General features: G+C 75.1%; 15 protein-coding genes. 10 read left to right on the forward strand and 5 right to left on the reverse strand.

What is annotated here, in order from left to right:
• Positions 1–2 precede the first annotated feature (2 nt).
• Genes QE405_RS18875 through QE405_RS18885 form a run of 3 tightly spaced genes read right to left on the reverse strand, consistent with a single transcriptional unit; the run spans position 3 to position 3721 of the window.
• Positions 3–1673: a phospholipase D family protein gene (locus tag QE405_RS18875; RefSeq protein WP_307204155.1), complete on the reverse strand. Its 1671-nt coding sequence runs from the start codon at positions 1671–1673 to the stop codon at positions 3–5.
• Positions 1674–1689: 16 nt separating this feature from the next.
• A complete protein-coding gene (locus tag QE405_RS18880) occupies positions 1690–2361 on the reverse strand; it encodes a response regulator (protein WP_444939691.1) in 672 nt (223 codons plus the stop codon).
• Complete coding sequence (locus QE405_RS18885; protein WP_307204157.1) at positions 2354–3721, reverse strand: sensor histidine kinase; 1368 nt, start codon at positions 3719–3721, stop codon at positions 2354–2356. The genes QE405_RS18880 and QE405_RS18885 overlap by 8 nt, the downstream gene beginning before the upstream one ends.
• A gap of 154 nt (positions 3722–3875) precedes the next feature.
• Here QE405_RS18885 and QE405_RS18890 point away from each other — a divergent pair, with 154 nt between their 5' ends.
• Genes QE405_RS18890 through QE405_RS18900 form a run of 3 tightly spaced genes read left to right on the forward strand, consistent with a single transcriptional unit; the run spans position 3876 to position 7995 of the window.
• A complete protein-coding gene (locus QE405_RS18890) occupies positions 3876–4499 on the forward strand; it encodes a PadR family transcriptional regulator (protein ID WP_307204159.1) in 624 nt (207 codons plus the stop codon).
• Positions 4496–5275, forward strand: coding sequence for an ABC transporter ATP-binding protein (locus tag QE405_RS18895; RefSeq protein WP_307204161.1), 780 nt, complete (start codon positions 4496–4498; stop codon positions 5273–5275). Before QE405_RS18890 ends, QE405_RS18895 begins: the two co-directional genes overlap by 4 nt.
• Positions 5272–7995 carry an FtsX-like permease family protein gene (locus QE405_RS18900; RefSeq protein WP_307204162.1) on the forward strand — a complete coding sequence of 908 codons (2724 nt, stop codon included), beginning with the start codon at positions 5272–5274 and terminating at the stop codon, positions 7993–7995. The genes QE405_RS18895 and QE405_RS18900 overlap by 4 nt, the downstream gene beginning before the upstream one ends.
• A gap of 201 nt (positions 7996–8196) precedes the next feature.
• On the opposite strand, the gene QE405_RS18905 is transcribed toward QE405_RS18900, so the two are convergent.
• A complete protein-coding gene (locus QE405_RS18905) occupies positions 8197–9159 on the reverse strand; it encodes a hypothetical protein (protein WP_307204163.1) in 963 nt (320 codons plus the stop codon).
• Between the two features lie 91 nt (positions 9160–9250).
• Here QE405_RS18905 and QE405_RS18910 point away from each other — a divergent pair, with 91 nt between their 5' ends.
• From QE405_RS18910 to QE405_RS18940, 7 genes are all read left to right on the forward strand, one after another.
• A complete protein-coding gene (locus tag QE405_RS18910; protein WP_307204164.1) occupies positions 9251–10732 on the forward strand; it encodes an HNH endonuclease signature motif containing protein in 1482 nt (493 codons plus the stop codon).
• Positions 10733–10826: 94 nt separating this feature from the next.
• Complete coding sequence (locus QE405_RS18915; protein WP_307204165.1) at positions 10827–11144, forward strand: DUF4190 domain-containing protein; 318 nt, start codon at positions 10827–10829, stop codon at positions 11142–11144.
• A 252-nt stretch (positions 11145–11396) separates the two neighbouring features.
• On the forward strand, positions 11397–11645 hold the full coding sequence (locus QE405_RS18920) for a hypothetical protein (RefSeq protein ID WP_307204166.1): 249 nt from the start codon (positions 11397–11399) through the stop codon (positions 11643–11645).
• Between the two features lie 92 nt (positions 11646–11737).
• A complete protein-coding gene (locus tag QE405_RS18925) occupies positions 11738–13126 on the forward strand; it encodes a dipeptidase (RefSeq protein ID WP_307204167.1) in 1389 nt (462 codons plus the stop codon).
• Between the two features lie 2 nt (positions 13127–13128).
• Positions 13129–14325, forward strand: a complete 1197-nt coding sequence (locus QE405_RS18930; protein WP_307204168.1) for a PucR family transcriptional regulator — start codon at positions 13129–13131, stop codon at positions 14323–14325.
• Between the two features lie 172 nt (positions 14326–14497).
• Positions 14498–16855, forward strand: coding sequence for a molybdopterin cofactor-binding domain-containing protein (locus QE405_RS18935; RefSeq protein ID WP_307204169.1), 2358 nt, complete (start codon positions 14498–14500; stop codon positions 16853–16855).
• A 31-nt stretch (positions 16856–16886) separates the two neighbouring features.
• Positions 16887–17363 carry a (2Fe-2S)-binding protein gene (locus tag QE405_RS18940; protein WP_307204170.1) on the forward strand — a complete coding sequence of 159 codons (477 nt, stop codon included), beginning with the start codon at positions 16887–16889 and terminating at the stop codon, positions 17361–17363.
• 18 nt (positions 17364–17381) lie between these two features.
• Here QE405_RS18940 and QE405_RS18945 read toward each other — a convergent pair whose 3' ends face one another.
• Positions 17382–19226, reverse strand: coding sequence for a GAF domain-containing sensor histidine kinase (locus QE405_RS18945; RefSeq protein WP_307204171.1), 1845 nt, complete (start codon positions 19224–19226; stop codon positions 17382–17384).
• Positions 19227–19359: the final 133 nt, after the last annotated feature.

Raw genomic sequence — 19359 nt, forward strand, 5'->3', positions numbered from 1 at the left:
GGTCAGTACGACTCGGTCGCGCGCAGGTGCGCCGGACGGCCGTCGGGGTCGTGCACCGTCGCCAGCAGCAGCCGGGCGAGGGGGCGCAGGGCCGCCGGTGGTTCGGCCCGCGGCAGGCGGCGCAGCTGGCCGGGGGGTCGCTCGCCGACGCGACCCGCGGCGTACCAGTCGTCGAGGTGCGTCGCCGCCAGCGAGAACTGCTCGACCATCCCGTCGGCGGTCTTGCAGTCGGCGACGCGGTCGAGCTCGCCGACGTCGGCGCCGTCGGGCCCGACGCCCTCGTCGGGAGCGAGGCGACCGAGGTGCTCGGCGGCCAGCCGCATCCGCAGGGTGCGCGCGTGCACCGGGTCGAGCACGGCGGCGGTGAGCTCGGAGTCGTGGGTCCAGGAGCGGCGGTTGAAGTTGTCGGACCCCGTCGTCGCCCACGTGTCGTCGACGATGCAGATCTTCGCGTGCACGTAGACGGGGGTGCCGGCGGTGTTCTCGAGGCAGTACGCCGCGACCCGCCCCGGCGCGACCCGCACGAGCCGCTCGAGGGCGCGGTGCCGCGCCAGCAGCTGCGCCTGGCGGTTGATGCCGTCCTGGTCGGGGTGGCGCGGCACGACGATGACGACGCGCAGGCCGGGCTCGGCCTCGAGCTGCTGCTCGAGGGCGGCGACGACGTCGTTGCCGTGCGGCTCGTTGGTGGAGCTCCGGCGCCGTCCCGGCAGGTTGTGCTCGGTGTCGTGGCTCCAGAAGAACTGGTCCTCGATGTAGACGAGCTCCCGCGCCCGCGCGATCGCCCGCGAGTAGCCCCGCGCCACGCTGCGCTCGCCCTCGGGCGCGAAGTCGTAGCCCCGGCCCGGACCGAGGTGGGGGTAGGTGCGCAGCAGCTGCACGGTGGAGTCGCCCGCGGGCGGCGGCGCGGCGGCCTGCGGCGGCAGCGCCGACGGGTTCGTCTCCACCCGGCGCAGCGCGTCGGCGACCCGGCGCCACGGGGCGAGGGTCAGCGGCGCCGGGTCCTCCCACCGCTCGCGGAAGGTCGTCTCCACGTCCCGGACCACGGGCCCGCGCAGCTCGAGCTGCACGTCGTGCCAGGGGGCGTGCGCGCCGTACTCCTTCGTCAGGCGCCGCGCCTGCGGGTCGCCCGCGTGGTGCTGGTCGTCGCGGCGGTTGCGCGCGAGGTCGATGCCGCCGACGAAGGCGACGTCGCGGGCCGGGTCGTCGGCGTGCCGCACCACGACGAACTTCTGGTGGTGGGAGCCGCCGGGCCGCACCCGCATGTCGAGGGACACCTCGGCGCCGCGGCGGCCGAGCTGCTCGCCGAGGTGCCGGTTGGCGGGTGCGAAGAACCCCGCCTGGTCGGTGTGGGACCGCCACACCAGGCCGCGCACGTCGACGCCCCGCGCGAGCGCCCGGCCGAGGACCTCGACGACCTCGCTGCCGGGCTCGCCGGTGAGGCGGAGGTTCCCGTCGCCCATCCAGTCGGTGAACCAGACGAGGTCGCCCGGGCCCGTCTCCTCGACGACCCGGTGGAGCGCCTCGAAGTAGGACGCGCCGTCGATGTGGGCGAGCACGCGGTTGCCGGTCGTCCAGGAACGGTCGGGCTCACCGGGCACGTCGGCGGCGTCGATGCGCGTCGCCGGGTTGCCGCGGTCGGCCGGCGAGAGCAGCCAGGCGGCGGGGTCGGTCACCCGGCCAGTATGGCCCCTACCGCAGGAACGCCAGCACGGCCTTGACCCGGCGGTGCTGGGCGTCGTCGGCGTGGAGGTCGAGCTTGGCGAAGATGCGCTGTGTGTGCTTCTCCACGCCGCCCTCGGTGACGCTGAGCCGGGCGGCGATCGCCGCGTTGGAGAGCCCCTCGGCCATCGCGGCGAGCACCTCGCGCTCGCGGGGCGTCAGGGCCTCGAGCGGGTCCCGCCGCCGCCGCATGAGCTGCGCGACGACGAGCGGGTCGAGCACCGTCCCACCGGCGGCGACGGTCGCGACGGCGTCGAGGAACGAGCCGAGCTCGCTGACGCGGTCCTTGAGCAGGTAGCCGACCCCGCCCTCGCCCGAGGCGAGGAGCTCGTCGGCGTAGGACACCTCGACGTACTGGCTCAGCACCAGGATCCGTGCCCCCGGCCGCGCCCGGCGGATCTCGACGGCGGCGCGCAGGCCCTCGTCGGTGTGGCGGGGCGGCATCCGCACGTCGACGAGGGCAAGGTCGGGCGCGTGCGCGGCGACGGCGGCCACGAGGCCGGGGCCGTCGCCCGCCGTCGCGACCACGGTGTGCCCCGCGTCGGCGAGGATCAGCTGGAGGCCCTCGCGCAGCAGCACCGAGTCGTCGGCGACGACGACGCGCAGCCCCCCGTCCACCCCGTCACCCACCCCGTCACCCATCGAGCGGGACCTCCGCCCGCAGCACCGTCGGACCGCCGACGGGGGAGGAGAGGAGGAGGCGTCCGCCGAGGCCGCGCACCCGCTGCTCGAGCCCGGCGAGGCCGGAGCCCTTGCCCTGGTGCGCCCCGCCGACGCCGTCGTCGGCGACGTTCGCGGCCACGGTGTCCCCCTCCCGCTCGACCTGCACCAGCACCGTCGCGGCGCCGGAGTGCTTGGCCACGTTGGTCATCCCCTCGGCCACGACGAAGTAGAGCGCGGTCTCCACGTGCGGCGCCAGCCCGTGGGCCAGCTCGGGGTCGATCCGGAGCTCGACCTCGGCGTCGGCACGGTGGACGAGCTCCTCGAGGGCCGGGCCGAGGCCGCGGTCGACGAGCAGGGGCGGCGCGATGCCGCGCGACAGGGCGCGCAGCTCGTCGATGGCGTCCCGCGCCTGCGTGTACGCCGCGTCCAGCGCCTCCCGCGCCCGCTCCGGGTCCTGCTCGAGCTGGTGCCGGGCCCGCCCGATGTCCATGGCGAGGCGCACGAGCCGCTGCTGTGGCCCGTCGTGGATGTCGCGCTCCAGGCGGCGCAGCGACCGGGCCTCCGCGTCACGGGCGGCGTCGCGGCCACCGGTGGCGCGGCGTACCTCGGCCTGCAGGCTCGCCCGGCTGCACAGCAGCGCCTCGGCCAGACCGGCGTGGAGCAGCGCGACGAGCCGCACGACCCAGGGCAGCAGGGCCAGGGCGACGAGACCCACGACCAGGTTGAGGACGCTCTCCGCCCCGCGGCCGTCGCCGAGGCCGAGGAGCTCCGCGAGGGAGCGGTTGTCCGGGTTCGCCGGCAGCCACTGCTGCCAGAACCAGTAGGTCAGCCCGCCGAGCACGAGGGCCCAGGTGGTGACGACCGCGACGAACGCGAGCGTGCCGGTCACGAGGGCCAGCACCGCCCACACCATGTCGAGCCACGACTGCGGGTCCCGCAGCGGGGTGAGGACGCGACGGAACCAGCCGTCGCGGGGGCGAGCCGCGGCGTACGTCGGCGTCGCGGCCTCCCGGTCGAGCATCCCGCGCATCCGGGTGCGCTCGAGGTGGGCGAACCCCCGCGCCACCACCGCCGTCAGCGCGAGCACGGGCAGGCCGACGACGAGGACGGCGAGGCCGCCGCCCACGGCGACCCCGGACACCACCAGCACGAACCCCACGAGCCCGAGGGGGAACGCGGTCAGCGCGTACCCCGTCTCCGCCAGCACGCGGCCCGGACCGCGTCGCCGGGCGTCGTGCGGCGCGGGTGCGGGATCGACGGGCAGGACGGTGGTGGCGTGCGCGTCCCCGAGGTCGGGCACGGGGTCGTCGACGGGCGGCACAGGACGAGTCTCGGTCATGCGGACGACGCTAGGGATCGCGCGTCCCGAGCGGCAGCCGGGCGGCCGGACGGTCGGTGTTCGGGGTAGCCCGACACGGTCGACGCGAAATGGATACCGAGTATGCACAGCCGTGATATGCATACCCGGTATCCATTACAACGAGGAGGGGCCCATGTCGGTCCGCAACGCGTTGCTCGCGCTGCTCGATCCGGACCCGAAGTACGGCTACCAGCTCCGGGCCGAGTTCGAGGCGCGCACGGGAGCGACGTGGCCGCTCAACATCGGGCAGGTCTACACGACCCTCGCCCGCCTCGAGCGTGACGGGCTCGTCGAGCGCCAGGACGAGGGCGGGGGCGAGCAGCAGGTTCTCTACGCGCTGACCGAGCGCGGTCGTGCGGAGAGCGCCGCGTGGTTCGCCTCCCCGGTGCCGCGCGCGACGCCGCCCCGCGACGAGCTGGCGATCAAGCTCGCCCTCGCGGTCGACGCCCCCGACGTCGACGTCGTCACGGTGATCCAGCGGCAGCGCGAGGCCACGGTCGCGGCGCTCCAGGAGCACACCCGCGCCCAGCGGCGGGCGCGGCCCCCGGCCGGCAAGGAGCTGGGGGTCGACGAGCTGGCGTGGAGCCTCGTCCTCGACTCGCTGGTCTTCGCCGCGGAGGCCGAGGTGCGGTGGCTCGACCACTGCGAGACCCGCCTGGCGCGCCGGGGGCGACCACCCCGGCGTACCGGATCCCCCGGCCCCGACCCCACTCCCGTTCCGACCACCGACCCCGAGCCGCAGGAGAACGCCCGATGAGCACCTCGTCGTCACCGACCCCGTCCGCTCCCGTCGTGCTGCGCCTCGAGGACGTGCACCGCGCCCACGGCGAGGGCGCGGCCCGCGTCGACGCGCTGCGCGGCGTGACGCTCGAGGTCGCCGCGGGCGAGCTCGTCGCGATCATGGGGCCCTCGGGGTCCGGCAAGTCGACCCTGCTGACCATCGCCGGCGGCCTCGACACCCCGACGTCGGGCCGGGTGCTCGTCGAGGGGGAGGACCTCGCCGCCGCCTCGCCGGCCGCGCGGGCGCTGCGGCGCCGCTCGTCGATCGGCTACGTGTTCCAGGACTTCAACCTGGTGCCGGCCCTCACGGCCGCGGAGAACGTGGCGCTGCCGCGGGAGCTCGCGGGGGTACGCCCGCGTGACGCGCGTGCCGACGCGCTGCTCGCGCTGGAGGAGGTCGGGGTGCCGCAGGTGGCCGACCGCTACCCCGACCAGATGTCCGGCGGGCAGCAGCAGCGGGTCGCCATCGCCCGCGCGATCGTCGGTCAGCGCCGGCTCGTGCTGGCCGACGAGCCCACCGGTGCGCTCGACTCGGTGTCGGGCGAGGACGTGCTCGAGGTGCTCCGCGGACGCTGCGACGAGGGGGTCGCGGGGGTCATGGTGACGCACGAGCCGCGGCTCGCGGCCTGGGCTGACCGCATCGTCCACCTGCGCGACGGACGGCTGGTCGGCGCGGACGGCGGGGCTGCCGGCGGGGCTGCCGGCGGGGCCGCCGGGGACGGCACGGTCGTGCTCAGCGGGGTGCGTCGATGACCGGCTGGCGGCCGCTGCTGCGGCTCGCGCGGCGGGACCTGGCGCGGCACCGCGGGCGTACGGCGATCGTCCTCGTCATGCTGACCCTCCCGGTGCTCGTCGTGACGGCGGGCGCGGTGCTGTTCGCGACCGGCGACATCAGCTCGACGGAGCGGCTCGACCGGGAGCTGGGGCCCGAGGGACAGGCCGCCCTGGCGCCCACCTCGATGGGGCCGCTGCGCCAGGCGGCGGACCCGGACGACGGCTGGTCGTCGGGGACCTACGGGGAATCGGGGGACACGTTCTCGAGGGTCGACGAGGGCGCCGCGGACCCGGCGGCCTGGGCGGACGTGCTGGGCGACCGCCCCGTCCTCGAGGTGCGCGGGGGATCGGTCGAGGTCGAGGCCGGCGACGGCCGCCTGAACGCGACCGGGCTCGAGGTCGACCTGACCACGCCGCTCGGCGCGGGGCTGGTCGAGCCCGGGGAGGGCCGTCTGCCCGCGGCGACGGACGAGGTGGCCGTCAGCGCCGCGCTCGCGCGCCGCGGTGCCGCCATCGGCGACGAGATCGAGGTGGGCGGCGCCGCCCGCACGGTCGTCGGCATCGCGGAGAGCCGCACCGACCAGGGGCCGTTCGTGACGGGTCCGATCGGTGCTCTCGGGCTCGAGGTCACGACGGGCGCCTCGTCGCGGTACCTGGTCGGCGGCGCCCCGGTGACCTGGGCCGACGTCGAGGAGCTCAACGCCGAGGGCGTCCTCGTGCTGTCCCGCGCGGTGGTGGACGACCCACCGGCGGAGGCCGGGGCGGTCGAGGCCGAGCTCGCCTACGACGTCGTCGACGACGGGGTGGTCGCCACGGGCGCGCTCATCGTCGTCATGGTCCTCCTCGAGGTCGTGCTGCTCGCCGGTCCGGCCTTCGCCGTCGGCGCGCGGAGGCAGGCCCGCACGGTGGCCCTGCTCGTGACGGGCGGGGCGACGCCGGGCCAGGTGCGCGGGCTCGTGCTGGCCTCCGGCGTCGTGCTCGGCGTGGCGGCGGCGGTCGTCGGGGTGCTCGGTGGGATCGCGGTCGCCGCCCTCGTGCCCTGGGGGCTCGAGCAGGCCGCGGCCCAGTGGCCGTGGGTTGACCGCCAGGTGTCCGGCGGCCGCCTCGGGCCCTTCGACGTGCCGTGGGGAGCGGTGCTGGCCGTCGCGTCCTTCGGGGTGGTGAGCGCCGTGCTGGCTGCCGTCGTCCCGGCGTGGCTGGCGTCGCGCACCGACGTCGTCGCGGTGCTCGCGGGCCGGCGGGGTGACGACCGCCCGGGCCACCGGTCGCCCGTCGTCGGCGCCGTCCTGGTGGCGCTCGGCGTCGTGGCTGCCGTGGCGGGAGCGCTCGACCGCGAGGAGCGGCTGGTGGCGTTCGCCGCCGTGCCGCTGGTCATCGGGACCGTGCTGCTGGTGGCGCCGTTGCTCGCCCTGCTGGGCCGCTCGGCGTCCCGGCTCCCGTTGGCGTTGCGCTTCGCCGTACGGGACTCGGCGCGGCACCGCTCCCGCACCGTGCCCGCGATCGCGGCCGTGGCGGCCACCGTGGCCGGTGCCGTGGCGCTGGGCATCGGCGGCGCGAGCGACGCCGCGCAGGAGGCGCAGGCCTACAGCCCCGAGCTCCCGCTCGGCCAGGCCGTCGTCCGATCGGTCACGGGGGTGCCGCTCGGCGACGACCTGGCTGCTGCGGAGGACCTCGTGCCGCCAGGCGCCGTGCCGGTGACGGGCCTCGGGTCCCGCTCCGACGACGAGGTGCAGATCGACTGGAGCGCGACCATCCTGGGCGACGGCGAGGGGTGGTCCTACGGGTCGTGGACGACGCCCTACGGCAGCCAGGTCCTCGTCACCGACGACCTCGGGGCGGCCGACCTCGACGCGGGCATCGCCCCGGCCGACCGCGACGTCGCGCGGCACGCGCTCGCCGCGGGTCGGGCGCTGGTCGTCGTGATGGACCCCGCCGGCGCGGGCGAGGAGCGGCAGGTGCAGCTCACGGCGAGCCGGTGGCGGATCCGGCAGACGACCGGTGACGACGAGAACGACGAGCTCGTGGCGGTGGAGGTGCCGGCCACCCTGGTGCGCGCGGAGCGGCCCACGGCGCGGTTCGCCGCGGTGCTGCCGACCGCGCTCGCCGCCGAGGTCACGGCGGGCGCCCCGGCCGAGGTGCAGCCGGCGACGACGGCGCTCCTGCTGCCCGACGGGCCCGGACCGGGGGGAGTGCGGGAGCTGCAGGAGCAGCTCGAGGAGGAGCTGCCGGGGCTGACGGTCTACGAGGAGACCGGGTACGAGAGCCCGCCCGAGACGGTCTGGGTGCTCGTCGGGGTCGCGACCGTCGCGCTCCTGCTGGTGCTCGTCGGCAGCCTGACGGCCACCACCCTCGCCATCAACGACGCCGCCCGCGACCTGGCGACGCTCGGCGCGGTGGGGGCCACCCCGGGGGTACGGCGCCGCATCGCCGCCTCCTACGCCCTCGTCATCACGGGCGTGGGTGCAGGCCTCGGCCTCCTCGTGGGTCTGGTGCCGGGCATCGCGGTCACGTTCCCGCTGACGGCGCCGGTCGACTACTACGGGTACGGCACCGCGGGCCTCCCCGGCCCGGTGCTCGCGGTCCCGTGGCTGCTGATCGGCGCCCTGGTGCTGCTCCTGCCGGTCGTCGTCGCGGCCATCGCGGCGGCTACGACGCGCAGCGCGACCGTGCTCGTCGGGCGGGGTGCGGCGGCGGGGTGAGGGGGGCGGATCGGGGCGCGGGTGCGTCGAGTTGGGTCGGACGGCGCGGCGGGGGCGTCGAGTTGGGTCGGACGGCGCGGCGGGGGCGTCGAGTTGGGTCGGACGGCGCGGCGGGGGCGTCGAGTTGTCATGTACGCCGCGGCGGGCCAGCGCAGCTCGCCGTCCGCGGTCGACGTGGACGCCTGAGCCGGGAGCTTGACGTCACCCGCCGAGGTCGTCCACGTATACCCACACCGGCACGGCGAGCCCGAGGCGGGCGATCGACTCGACCACGTCGCCCGGATCCGCGTGGTCGCTGCCGATCGTCACGACGAGTCCTGAGGAGTCCAGACGGACGGTGCCTCCGATCGTCCCCGGCACGCTCCACAGGCCCCGTTGCTCGGCGATCTCGATGAGGGCGTGGACGTCGTGGGAGGTCCGGTGGACGCGCACGCTGATCCCGAAAGTCTCGTCGGCCCGGGTGACGAGGTCGGCGACGGCGGGCGGGTCCGGGTGCCAGAGGTGCAGCACGCGGTCGGCCCAGCTCTCGGTGACGGCGAACCGTGTGCCGTCGCCCCAGCCGTCCATCGCAGCGAGGATCCGGCGTGCGGCCTCGAATCTGTGGAGGGTGAGCTCGGTGTCCCGGACCGTGATGCCCTCGTCCGCACCGGCCATCGGGAGGCCGAGCGCCTCGTCGGCAGAGTCGACCCAGTGCACCTCGCCGCGCCTCCCGTCGGGGTCGGGACGCGGGTCGGCGGGCGGATCGGCGAAGAGGTCGGGACGGGCGGCGGCGAAGCGGGCCAGGTGTCCCATCAGTGTCGAGTCGCCGTCCAGCACCCGCTGGTAGGCACTGTCCACCGTCGCCTCTAGCCGTTCGAAGGCGTCGTGCTCGTCGGGTTCGAGAGCGCCATGGCTGTCGCGCGCGTCCTGCAGCACGGCTGCGACGTGGGGCATCTCGAGGAACCGGAACCGCGCGATCACGAGGTCAAGGGGGACGCGGTCGTCCTCGAGGTGAGACTGGATCGCGTTGAGCAGCCCGCCGTTGTCGACCAGGCCATGGAAGGTGAGCACGGTGCAGAGGGCGCGATCGCCCTCGAGCCACCACGGCGACGGCATCTCGTCGTCGACCGCTCCGATCGCGGCGGCGGCCCGGTCGTAGATCAGGTCGGCGTCGTCGCACGTCACGCGCGCAGCGTAGGCGGAGTGCTCCACAGGCTTCTCGCGCCCGGCTCGGTTCCACCGAGAACTGTCGGTGGGCTCGGGTTGTGTGGTGGCCATGACGGGGGTCAGCTCTTCTGGGGACGCCGGTGGCTTCGGGCCACCGGTGCCGGAACCCCCTGCCGACTTCCTGGTCGATGCGCCGGAGCCGGACTGGTTGGAGCACGCGTTCGCCACGGGTGAGTGGCCGGTCGAGGCGACGCTGGGGTGCCGGATCGTCGCGAGCGACGAGGAGCGGTACGACGCGCCAGGGCCCCCGAGGGAATCGGAGCCCGGGTGGACGGTGCCGGGTGTCGACGTGGGGCACCCGTTGCTGGAGGCGATCCGGACGGCGACGGACGTGCTCTCGGCCGACGGGCGCACCGGGCTCGGGTGGTTGAGCGCACCGCAGACCGGGGTCGCGTTGGTCGACGCGCACCGCCTCGTCGCGCAGGCATCAGCGTTGGTGGCCGTGCTGGTGCACCACGCCGAGGAGGTCGAGCTACACCGGGAGAACGGCGCCTCGACCGCCGCGGTGTGGCTTGCGAGCGCGAGCGCGCTCACACGGCGCGACGCCTACCGGTTCGCGCGCATCGGCGAGGCGACCGCGAGCCGCCACGCCACCCATCTAGGGCCCGCGTGCGAGGCCGGGACGGTGAACACCGAGCAGGCCGACGTGATCGTCAAAGCCCTCGACGCGCTGCCCGAGGACTTGCCGGCCGAGCTGCGGCTGCAGGCCGAGCAGGCGATGGTGGGCTTCGCGGCCGACCACGACGCCCGCGCCCTGCGAGCCCTGGGCAAGAAGATCCTCACCGTCATCGCTCCCGAGGTCGGCGAAGCCCACGAGGCGGCATTGCTGGAGCGCGAGGAGCGAGAAGCCCGCGCCACCTCGCGGCTCAGCATGGTCTCCGACGGACTCGGCCGCGTCTGGGGACGGTTCGTGATCCCCGAGGTCCACGGCGCGATGCTCCGCAAAGCGCTCGACGCCTACGCCGCGCCGCAGCACCTCAACGCCGCCGACGACCCCGAGCGACGCTTCCAACGGGACCGGACGACCCCCGAACGCTACGGCCAGGCCTTCCAGCAGCTCCTCGAGACGCTCGACCACAAAGACCTCCCCAACGGGGGCGGCACCGGCGCGACCGTCGTGGTCACCATGACCCTCGAGTCACTCCTCGGCGGCCTCACCTCCGCCTCCCTCGACACCGGCGGCACGATCAGCGCCAGCGAAGCGCGACGCCTCGCCTGCGAAGCGGGCCTCATCCCCGCCGTCCTCGGCACCAAGTCAGAGGTCCTCGACCTCGGCCGCACCGCGCGCTTCCACACCAGAGCAATGCGACTCGCCATGGCGACGAGAGACCGGGGCTGCGTCGCGGAGGGCTGCGACCGTCCGCCCCACCAGTGCCACGCCCACCACCTCCAGGCGTGGTCAGCAGGCGGCCACACCAACACGAGAGACGGCTGCCTCCTCTGCGACCAACACCACCACCAGATCCACGACCCGCTCTATCTCACCGAACGCCTCGGCACCGGCAAGCTCCGCTTCACCCGCCGCGAGTGAGCCCGGCGACCCTGGATCCACCACGGGAGCGGTCGCCGGCTGCGATGATCAGTCCTGCCGCGATCCAGGGAGGGCGCGACGACGAGGGGGCACGATGAGCACGACGACGACACCGCGCGACGACCAGGCCAACCCGACGCCGCCGGACCTGCAGTCCTCATCGGTGCTCGGCTGGGTGGCCCTGGCCTGCTCCGTCGGCTGGGTGGCCGGGTTCGGGTCGCTCGCCGGCGTCGTGCTCGGCACCTGGTCGATCGTGCGGGCGCGTCGCCGCGGTCTCCGCACGCCCGTCCCCGCCGTCGTCGCGATCGTCATCGGAGCGGTTGCGCTCGTGCTCTCGATCGTGAGCGTGTGGCTGGTGATCGGTGGGGAGTCCATGTCCGGGGTGACGACCGGCTCCACCTCGCTCGGCTGAGCGGCTCGACCACGCGGCCCGACCCGCAGGCCTCACCGCTCCCAGTCCACGCTGCGCCACGCCTCGAGCAGCCGCTCGCCGGGTCGTGCTGGGCCACCCACGCGACGCGCCCGCGGAGGTGGTCGGCGAACGCCGGCACCGCGGCACGGTTCTGCGAGCCGGGCCGTGGACCCGGCAGTTGTGGAGGATCGCGCGCAACCGGTCGACCTCGTCCCGGACGCGGGGGCGGTCGTTGACCACCAGGCCGGCGAGGTGCTGCCGCTCGCCCCGGCGCATGACGGCCGTCGTGAGGGGGTTCAGCCGGAAGCCCTCGTCCCGCACGACCTCGGCGACGGCGGTGACGAGACGCGCCGTACCGGCTCCCCAGCCGCCGTCGTTCGAGAGGGCGAGGTCGTCGGCGTACCGGGTGTAGCGCCCACCCCACGCCTCGGCGAGGGCGGTGAGGCGGAGGTCGAGGCGGAGGTCGAGGCGGTACGCCGCGAGGTTCGCCAGCGCCGGTGAGGTCGGTGCGTCCTGGGGGAGGTGCGGGGCGGCGTACCGGTGGGCACGTGTGGCCTGCCCGGCCCGTGCTCCGGCCTCAGTAGGGTCGACCCATGAGCGACCTCACTCTCGACCAGCTGCGCCAGCGGGTCGCGGACGTCCTGCCGGGTGTCCGCGCCGACCTCGAGGACCTCGTGCGGATCCCGTCGGTGAGCGCGGAACCGGCGCGCGCCGAGGACGTACGGCGCAGCGCGGCCGCCGTCGCCGCCCTCCTGGAGGCGGAGGGCCTGGCGACCCGGGTCGTGTCCGCCGAGGGCGGTGCCCCCGCGGTCATCGCGTCCCGCCCGGCGCCCGCGGGCGCACCGACGGTGCTGCTCTACGCCCACCACGACGTGCAGCCGGAGGGCGAGCACGCCGACTGGGCGACGCCACCGTGGGAGCCGACCGAGGCGGACTCGCCCGGCGGTCCGCGCCTCTTCGGCCGCGGCGCCGCCGACGACAAGGCCGGCATCGCCGCCCACCTCGGCGCGATCCGCGCGCTCGGCGACGACCTCGGGGTCGGCGTCACGGTCTTCGTCGAGGGCGAGGAGGAGGTCGGGTCCGACACGCTCCCGGCCCTGCTGGCGGCCCACCACGACGACCTCGCCGCCGATGTCATCGTCATCGCCGACTCCACGAACTGGGACATCGGCGTCCCGGCCCTCACGACGAGCCTCCGCGGGCTCGTCCGGGTCGACGTCGAGGTGCGCACGCTGACGCACGCGGTCCACTCGGGCATGTGGGGCGGTCTCGTCCCCGACGCCCTCATCACGCTGTCCCGCCTCGTCGCCTCGCTCCACGACGACGCGGGGGACGTCGCGGTCGCGGGCCTCCACGCGGGCCCGGCCGCCGACGTGGACTACCCCGAGGACCGGCTCCGTGCCGAGTCCGGCGTCGCACCCGGCGTCGAGCTGATCGGCACGGGCTCGGCGGTCGAGCGCCTGTGGACCAAGCCGGCGCTCAGCATCACCGGCCTGGACGCCCCGAAGGTGGACGGCGCGTCCAACACCCTCGTGCCCGCCGCCCGGGCCAAGATCTCGATGCGCATCGCCCCCGGCGACAGCGCCGAGCGCGCCCTCGCCGCCCTCCGCGCCCACCTCGAGGCCCACGTCCCGTGGGGCGCCCAGCTCACGGTGACGCTCGTCGACACGGGCGAGGCGACCCAGATCGACGCCACCGGGCCGGTCTACGACGTCGCGCGGGGTGCCTTCACCGACGCGTGGGACGGCACCGCGCCGGTCGACATGGGCGTCGGCGGCTCGATCCCGTTCATCGCCGAGTTCCTCGAGGCGTTCCCGCAGGCGGCGGTGCTCGTCACCGGCGTCGAGGACCCGGACACCCGCGCCCACGGCGCGAACGAGGGGCTCCACCTCGCCGAGTTCGAGCGCGTGCTGCTCGCGGAGACGCTCCTGCTGGAGCGCCTGGCTCCCTCGACGACCCCGTCCGCGAGCGCCCGGGCCTGACCGTGCGCCCCGCCGCGGCGGACCTGCTCGAGCGGCACCGCGCCGACCGGGTGGGTCCGCTGGCGGACCTGCTGGTCGCCACCATCCGCGCGGAGAACGCCGGTTACGTCGACCTGCCGGTCGTCCCCGTCGAGGACCTGCGGGCCTCCTGCGTCGACAACGTCGCGCGGGTGCTGCAGCTGCTCGCCGTGGAGCTCGGTCTCGCACCGGACGGTCGCGGGCCCTCGGTGGACCGGTACGACGCGGCCCGCGCTACCGGTCGCCGCCGCGCCGAGCAGGGCCTGCCCCTCGACGACGTGCTGCGTTCGTTCCGCATGGGCGGCCGTCTCATCTGGGACGACCTGCTCGACCAGGCCGACGGCATCCTCGAGGCCCGGGAGACGCGCGAGCTGGGCACGGCGCTGTGGGCGGTGGTGGACAGCACCTCGGCGGCGGTGGCCGCGGCGTACCACCAGGCCGAGGCCTCCTCGATCCGCGTGCACGAGCAGCGCCGTACCGCCCTCTGGGAGGACCTTCTCGCCGGCCGCGGCGCCGACGCGGCCTTCGCGGCCGAGGCCGCCCGCGTGCTCGACCTGGCGCCGGGGCCGTGCGTCGTGGTCGTCGCGCCGTCCGGCGCGCCGCCGGAGGCGGGTCGCCGTGCCGAGACGCACCTGCGGGTGGCGGGTCACCACTCGAGCTGGGTACGGCGCGCGGTCGGCCTCGTCGGCGTGGTCCAGGCCCCCGCGGGGTCGGTCGACGCCCTGTGCCCCGCTCTGGAGACGGCGGACGTCGGAGCGACGGGGGTGTCCGGCGTCGCCGCGGGACTGGGGCACGTGGAGGAGGCGTTCAACCAGGCGGTGGCGGCGCAGCGCATCGCCGCGGCGCGGCGCCTGGCGGTGGTCGCCTTCGACGATGCGCTGCCCGACGCCCTCGTGCTGGCGGCGCCCGCGATCGCCGGACGCCTCGCCCGGCACTGGCTCGCACCGCTCCTCGCGCTGCCCGCCGACGAGTCGCGGGCGCTCCTCGACACGCTGGAGGCGTGGGTGCGCTCCGGGGGCTCGCCGACCGCCACCGCGCGGGCGCTGCCCTGCCACCGCAACACGGTGCTCAACCGGCTCCGCCGCGTGCACCGGCTCACCGACGGGCGGCTCGGCGAGGGCGCACCGCCGGCCGAGCTGTCGCTCGCGCTCGCGGCGTACCGGCTCGGCGTCGTCGACTGACGCGACGCTGCGGGTCGCACGGCTGCTTGTGCAGACCGCACAGTGACGCGCACCACATGGTGGGCACGTGCGGGTTGGGTGGACGCGTCGGCGGTGTGACCGTGGATACAGGGAGGGAGTGACGACCCGGGCGCGCCGGACGGCGCGACCGGACGACGCTCTCGGAGGCAACGTGACCATCACAGGTCCGACCGGCGCGACCGGTCTCGGGCAGGACCAGGCAGCAGCGACGGAAGGGACCATCGGACGCCGTGGCTTCCTCGGCTTCGTGCTGGGGGGCGCGACGCTCGTGGCGGCCGCGCCGTTCCTCGAGGCGCCGCCCGCCGCGGCGGACGGCATCCCGACGGTGCCGCAGCCGGCGGAGATCTACGACCTCAACGACTTCCTCACCCACATCGCGCTGCCGACGAGCCAGCTCGTCACGATCACGATCGACGACGACGGCGGCGCGTCGTTCGCGCTGCCGCGCGCCGAGGTGGGCCAGGGCATCACGACCTCGACGGCGATGATCATCGCCGAGGAGCTCGACCTCCCCCTGGAGAAGGTGCGGGTCTCGCTGGCACCGGCCCGGCCCGAGCTGCTCTTCAACCAACTCACCGGCGGGTCGAACACGACCATCTCGACCTACACGCCCGTCCGCGTCGCCGCCGCGGTCGCCCGGGGCGCACTGCTCGACGCCGCCGCCCGCCTGCTCGGCGACAACGTCGACCAGCTGGTCACGAAGGCCGGCGGGATCGTCGAGGCCCCGGACGGCCGGCAGGTGACCTACGCCGAGCTCACGGTCGACGCCGCGGTCACCCAGGACCGCGCGGTCGAGGTGCAGCTGCCCGACCGCCCGGCGGGGCGGGTCGTCGGCACGCCGCAGAACAGGGTCGACGCCCGGGACGCGGTCACGGGCCGCAAGCAGTACGCGACCGACCTGCAGGTCGAGAACGCCTGGCCGACGATGGTGTGCCGCGCGCCCACCCTGAACGGCACGCTGCGGTCGGTCGACAACCTGGACGCCGTGCGGGGCATGCCGGGGGTCAGCCACGTCGCCGAGCTGGACTTCGGTGTCGCCATCCGGGCGCGGACCTTCGGCCAGTGCATCGACGCCGTGCGGGCCGTCGAGGCGCAGTGGGCGGACGGTCCGGTCGCGGGTGAGTCCGACGAGACGGTGCTCCGGGGCCTGCAGGCCTCGCAGCTGCCGCTCCCGAGGCTGCCGAGCCTGCCGCTGCTGGCGCGGACCATCAACCACGACGTGACGTTCTACTTCCGCAGCAACTCGCCCATGGACACCAACTCGGCCGTCGCGGACGTGCGGTCCGACCGCGCCGAGATCTGGTCGGCGCTCAAGTCGCCCGTCGTCGCCCAGGCGGCGATCGCCGAGGCGGTGGGCCTGCCGGTGGACGAGGTGACGGTCAACGTCGTGCAGGGCGGCGGGTCGTTCGGGCGTCGGCTCTTCTTCGACGGCGCGCTCGAGGCGGCGCGGATCAGCAAGGCGATGGGCGTGCCGGTGAAGCTGATGTGGCACCGCGCCGACGACGCCCGCGCCGGGCGGGTGCACCCCATGTGCACCTCCCGGATCCGCACCGTGCTGGTCGGCGACGAGGTCGTCGCCTTCCAGCAGTCCCTGACCAGCATCGAGACCGACTTCCGGCACGGCCTGGGCGACGCCCTCACCGCGTTCGCCGCGGACCTCCCCACCGGGCTCGGGAACCTCGGCTTCAGCGAGACGGTCTTCCTGCTCACGCAGGAGGTGCCCTACGACTTCGGCGCCGTCGTGCAGACGCTGATGGAGGTGGACCAGCGCTTCAACACCGGGTCGATGCGCAACATCTACTCGCCCGACGTGCGCGCCGCCTCCGAGCTGGTGGTCGACCGGATCGCCGCCACCGTGAGCAAGGACCCCTACGAGTTCCGGCGCTCCCACGCCCGCAGCCCCCGCGTCGCCGCGGTGCTCGACAAGGTCGCCGAGGAGGGCGGCTGGGGGCGCGCGATGGAGCCCGGCACGGCCCAGGGCATCGCGATCCACAAGGAGTACAAGGGCGCCACTGCCTGCCTCGTCGAGATCGACTGCCGACCGGAGACCGTCGGGCGCGAGGTGCGCGACGCCGTCACCGGGCCGCGGGTCACGAAGGTCGTCTTCGCCGTCGACGCCGGTCTGGTCATCAACCCGCGCGGGCTCGAGGCGCAGATGCAGGGCGGCATCAACGACGGCATCGCCCTGGCCCTCACGTCGAGCCTCCACCTGCGGGACGGCCACTTCCTCGAGGCCAGCTGGGACAACTACTTCTACACGCGGCAGTGGAACACGCCGCCCCAGGTCGAGGTCCACGTCATGCCCTCGGACAGCCCGCAGCCGGGCGGGGCCGGCGAGGCCGGCGTCGCCGCGACCTTCGCGGCCGTCGCCTGCGCCTACGCCCGGGCCACGGGCACGACGCCCACCCACTTCCCGATCAACCACCGCGAGCCGCTGGCGTTCGAGCCGAAGCCGTTCGTCCCGCCGATCCCGCCGTCGCCGACCAACGGCCTGCGGCTCACCTACTGATCCCCACCGAACCGTCCCGCGAGGAGTACCCGTGCCCACCCAGACCTTCCGTCTCAACGGCGAGACCGTGACCGTCGACGTCGAGGACGACGTGCGCGTGCTGTGGGTGCTGCGCGACCTGCTCGGGGTCACCGGCCCCAAGTACGGCTGCGGCATCAACGTCTGCAAGGCGTGCACCTCGCACGTCAACGGACGCGCCTTCAACCCCTGCGCCGTCCGTGTCGGCGACCTCGGTGCCGACGACGAGGTCACCACCATCGAGGGGCTGCCCGCCACGGTGGGCGCCGAGCTGCACCCCATGCAGGAGGCGTGGCTCGAGCACGACGTCGCCCAGTGCGGCTACTGCCAGCCGGGTCAGGTGATGGCCGCGGTGGCGCTCGTCAGCAAGGCCCGGCGCGAGGGCCGCACCATCACGGACGCCGACCTCGACGGCATCCGCAACATCTGCCGCTGCGGCACCTACACGCGCATCCGCGAGGCCATCGTGGACGGCGAGAGCCGCATGTGACGCCGTACGCCGCGGGTCTCAGCCGCGCGGGACCGATGGGGTCGCCAGGGGCAGCGTCGCGGTGAAGGTGCTGCCCTCGCCGTGGACCGAGTCGACGTGCACGCTGCCACCGGCGCGCTGCACGGTGCGGGCGACGATCGCGAGGCCCAGCCCCGTCCCGGTCTCGCGACGCGCGACGGGGTCGGCGGAGCGCACGAATGCGTTGAAGACGCGTCCGAGGTCCTCCTCCGCGATGCCGATGCCGGTGTCCACGACCCGCAGGACGGCTGTCGCCGGGCTGTCCCCGACGGCGGGCGCGACCTCGAGGTCGACCACGACGGTGCCGCCCTCGGGCGTGTACTTGATCGCGTTGCCCACCAGGTTGCCGAGCACGCGGTCGAGCCCGCCGCGGGGCACGAGCACGGGCACGGGGTCGGAGGGCACGGCGACGACGAGCGTCTGCTCCTTGGCCGCCGCCACCGTGCGGAGCATCTCGACGGTCTCGACGACCGCCTCGTCGAACCTGGCCGGTGCGGTCGGCACGGCCTGAGGGCCGTCGGCCTCCGACAGGGCCAGCAGGTCGTCGACGAGCGCGCCCATCCGCTCGGCGGCCCGGCGGGACGCGTCGAGCGGCGGGGTGGGCGCGATGAGCTCCGCGAGCACGTCGAGGTTGCCGAGCACCGCGGTGATGGGGTTCTTCAGCTCATGGGCGACGGTCGCGATGAGCTGTTCCTTGTAGCCCACCATCGCCCGCTTCTCGGCGAACACCGCCGCGGTGTGGAGGGCGTCGCCCAGGTCGTCGCCCAGGTCGCGGGCCGCCCGCTCCTCGATGTCGCTCCAGTCGCGCTGCGGGCCGCTCCGGGCGAGCACCACCGTGCCGAGGGGCTCGTCGCGGGTGCCGAGCGGGACGACGAGCACCGTGGTCACGTCCTTCCGCTCGAGCCAGGCGTCGACGGCCGCGAGGTCGGCGTCGGAGATCCCGGGGTGGGGCCGCGAGAAGAGGCTGCGCATGAGCAGCTCCTGGTGCGACCACAGGTGCCGGGTCACCCGGGTGAGGAGCCGGAGCTCCTCGGGCGTGGTGACGGCCTCCTCGAGGACGACCCGGCGGTCGTCGGGGGAGTCGCGGTGCGCGATGACGGAGGGGCCGTCGACGACGTGGAACCACGCGGCGTCGGCCCCGAGGGCGTCGACGAGGGCGGGCGCGCAGGCCTCGACGACCGCACGGGCGCCCTGGCGGGGGTCCGCGCGACGGATGACCTCGCGGGAGGCGGCCGCCAGCGCGAGCTGCTGCTCGACGCGGTGCCGCTGGTCGAGGTTCTCGAGCACCGCCGCGGTGCGCTGGACGTAGTCGGCCAGGCGGGCGCGCGTGTCGGCGTCGGGACGGAGGCCGTCGAAGGGCACGTCGAGGGTGAGCACGCCGGTCAGCTCCCCGTCGGCCCGCAGCAGGAGCGCGGAGAACCAGTCGTCGGGGTCCCAGGCGTCGGGGTGGTCGACCTTCGCGAGGTCGGGGGTCCAGGAGAGCTCGGTGGGCGTCGCGCGCTCGGCGGGCAGGAAGCGCAGGGGGCCCCACGCGTCGGCCTCCTCGGTCTGCTCGACCAGGGCCGCCGCCGGGAGGTGCTTGCCCAGCACCATCGCGCGGCCCTCCTCGTCGCCGACGAAGCTGACGAACTCGTGGTCACCGGACTCGCGGCGCATCGCGAGGGCGACCACCCCGAACCCCGCCACGTCGCCGGCGCCACGGGCGAGCACGTCGATCGCCTCGGCGTACCGCCCCGCCACACCGTGCAGGAGCGCCGCGGTGATGCTGGCGTCGACCACGTCGGCGGGAGTGCGGGGGACCGCAGGGCCGCCGGACCCGTGCACGTTCGTCGGTGCTGTCGTCACGGGTCCCCTCCCCCAAGCCGGTCCCGAGTCACGCAAGTGTCCCGACAGTAGCCCGGGATCCCAATCCCCGTGGTCGATCGCCCGGAAAGGTGACGCGGCGGGAGGGTCAGGGGTGTGAGGAGCCCGATCCGCG

The sequence above is a fragment of the Nocardioides zeae genome, from assembly GCF_030818655.1.
Lineage (GTDB): Bacteria > Actinomycetota > Actinomycetes > Propionibacteriales > Nocardioidaceae > Nocardioides > Nocardioides zeae_A.

What these genes read in the sequence shown, in the direction of transcription:
- QE405_RS18880 (WP_444939691.1), bottom strand. Translation starts at nt 2,361, where the DNA reads ATGGGTGACGGGGTGGGTGACGGGGTGGACGGGGGGCTGCGCGTCGTC.
- QE405_RS18885 (WP_307204157.1), bottom strand. Translation starts at nt 3,721, where the DNA reads ATGACCGAGACTCGTCCTGTGCCGCCCGTCGACGACCCCGTGCCCGAC.
- QE405_RS18890 (WP_307204159.1), top strand. Translation starts at nt 3,876, where the DNA reads ATGTCGGTCCGCAACGCGTTGCTCGCGCTGCTCGATCCGGACCCGAAG.
- QE405_RS18895 (WP_307204161.1), top strand. Translation starts at nt 4,496, where the DNA reads ATGAGCACCTCGTCGTCACCGACCCCGTCCGCTCCCGTCGTGCTGCGC.
- QE405_RS18900 (WP_307204162.1), top strand. Translation starts at nt 5,272, where the DNA reads ATGACCGGCTGGCGGCCGCTGCTGCGGCTCGCGCGGCGGGACCTGGCG.
- QE405_RS18910 (WP_307204164.1), top strand. Translation starts at nt 9,251, where the DNA reads ATGACGGGGGTCAGCTCTTCTGGGGACGCCGGTGGCTTCGGGCCACCG.
- QE405_RS18915 (WP_307204165.1), top strand. Translation starts at nt 10,827, where the DNA reads ATGAGCACGACGACGACACCGCGCGACGACCAGGCCAACCCGACGCCG.
- QE405_RS18925 (WP_307204167.1), top strand. Translation starts at nt 11,738, where the DNA reads ATGAGCGACCTCACTCTCGACCAGCTGCGCCAGCGGGTCGCGGACGTC.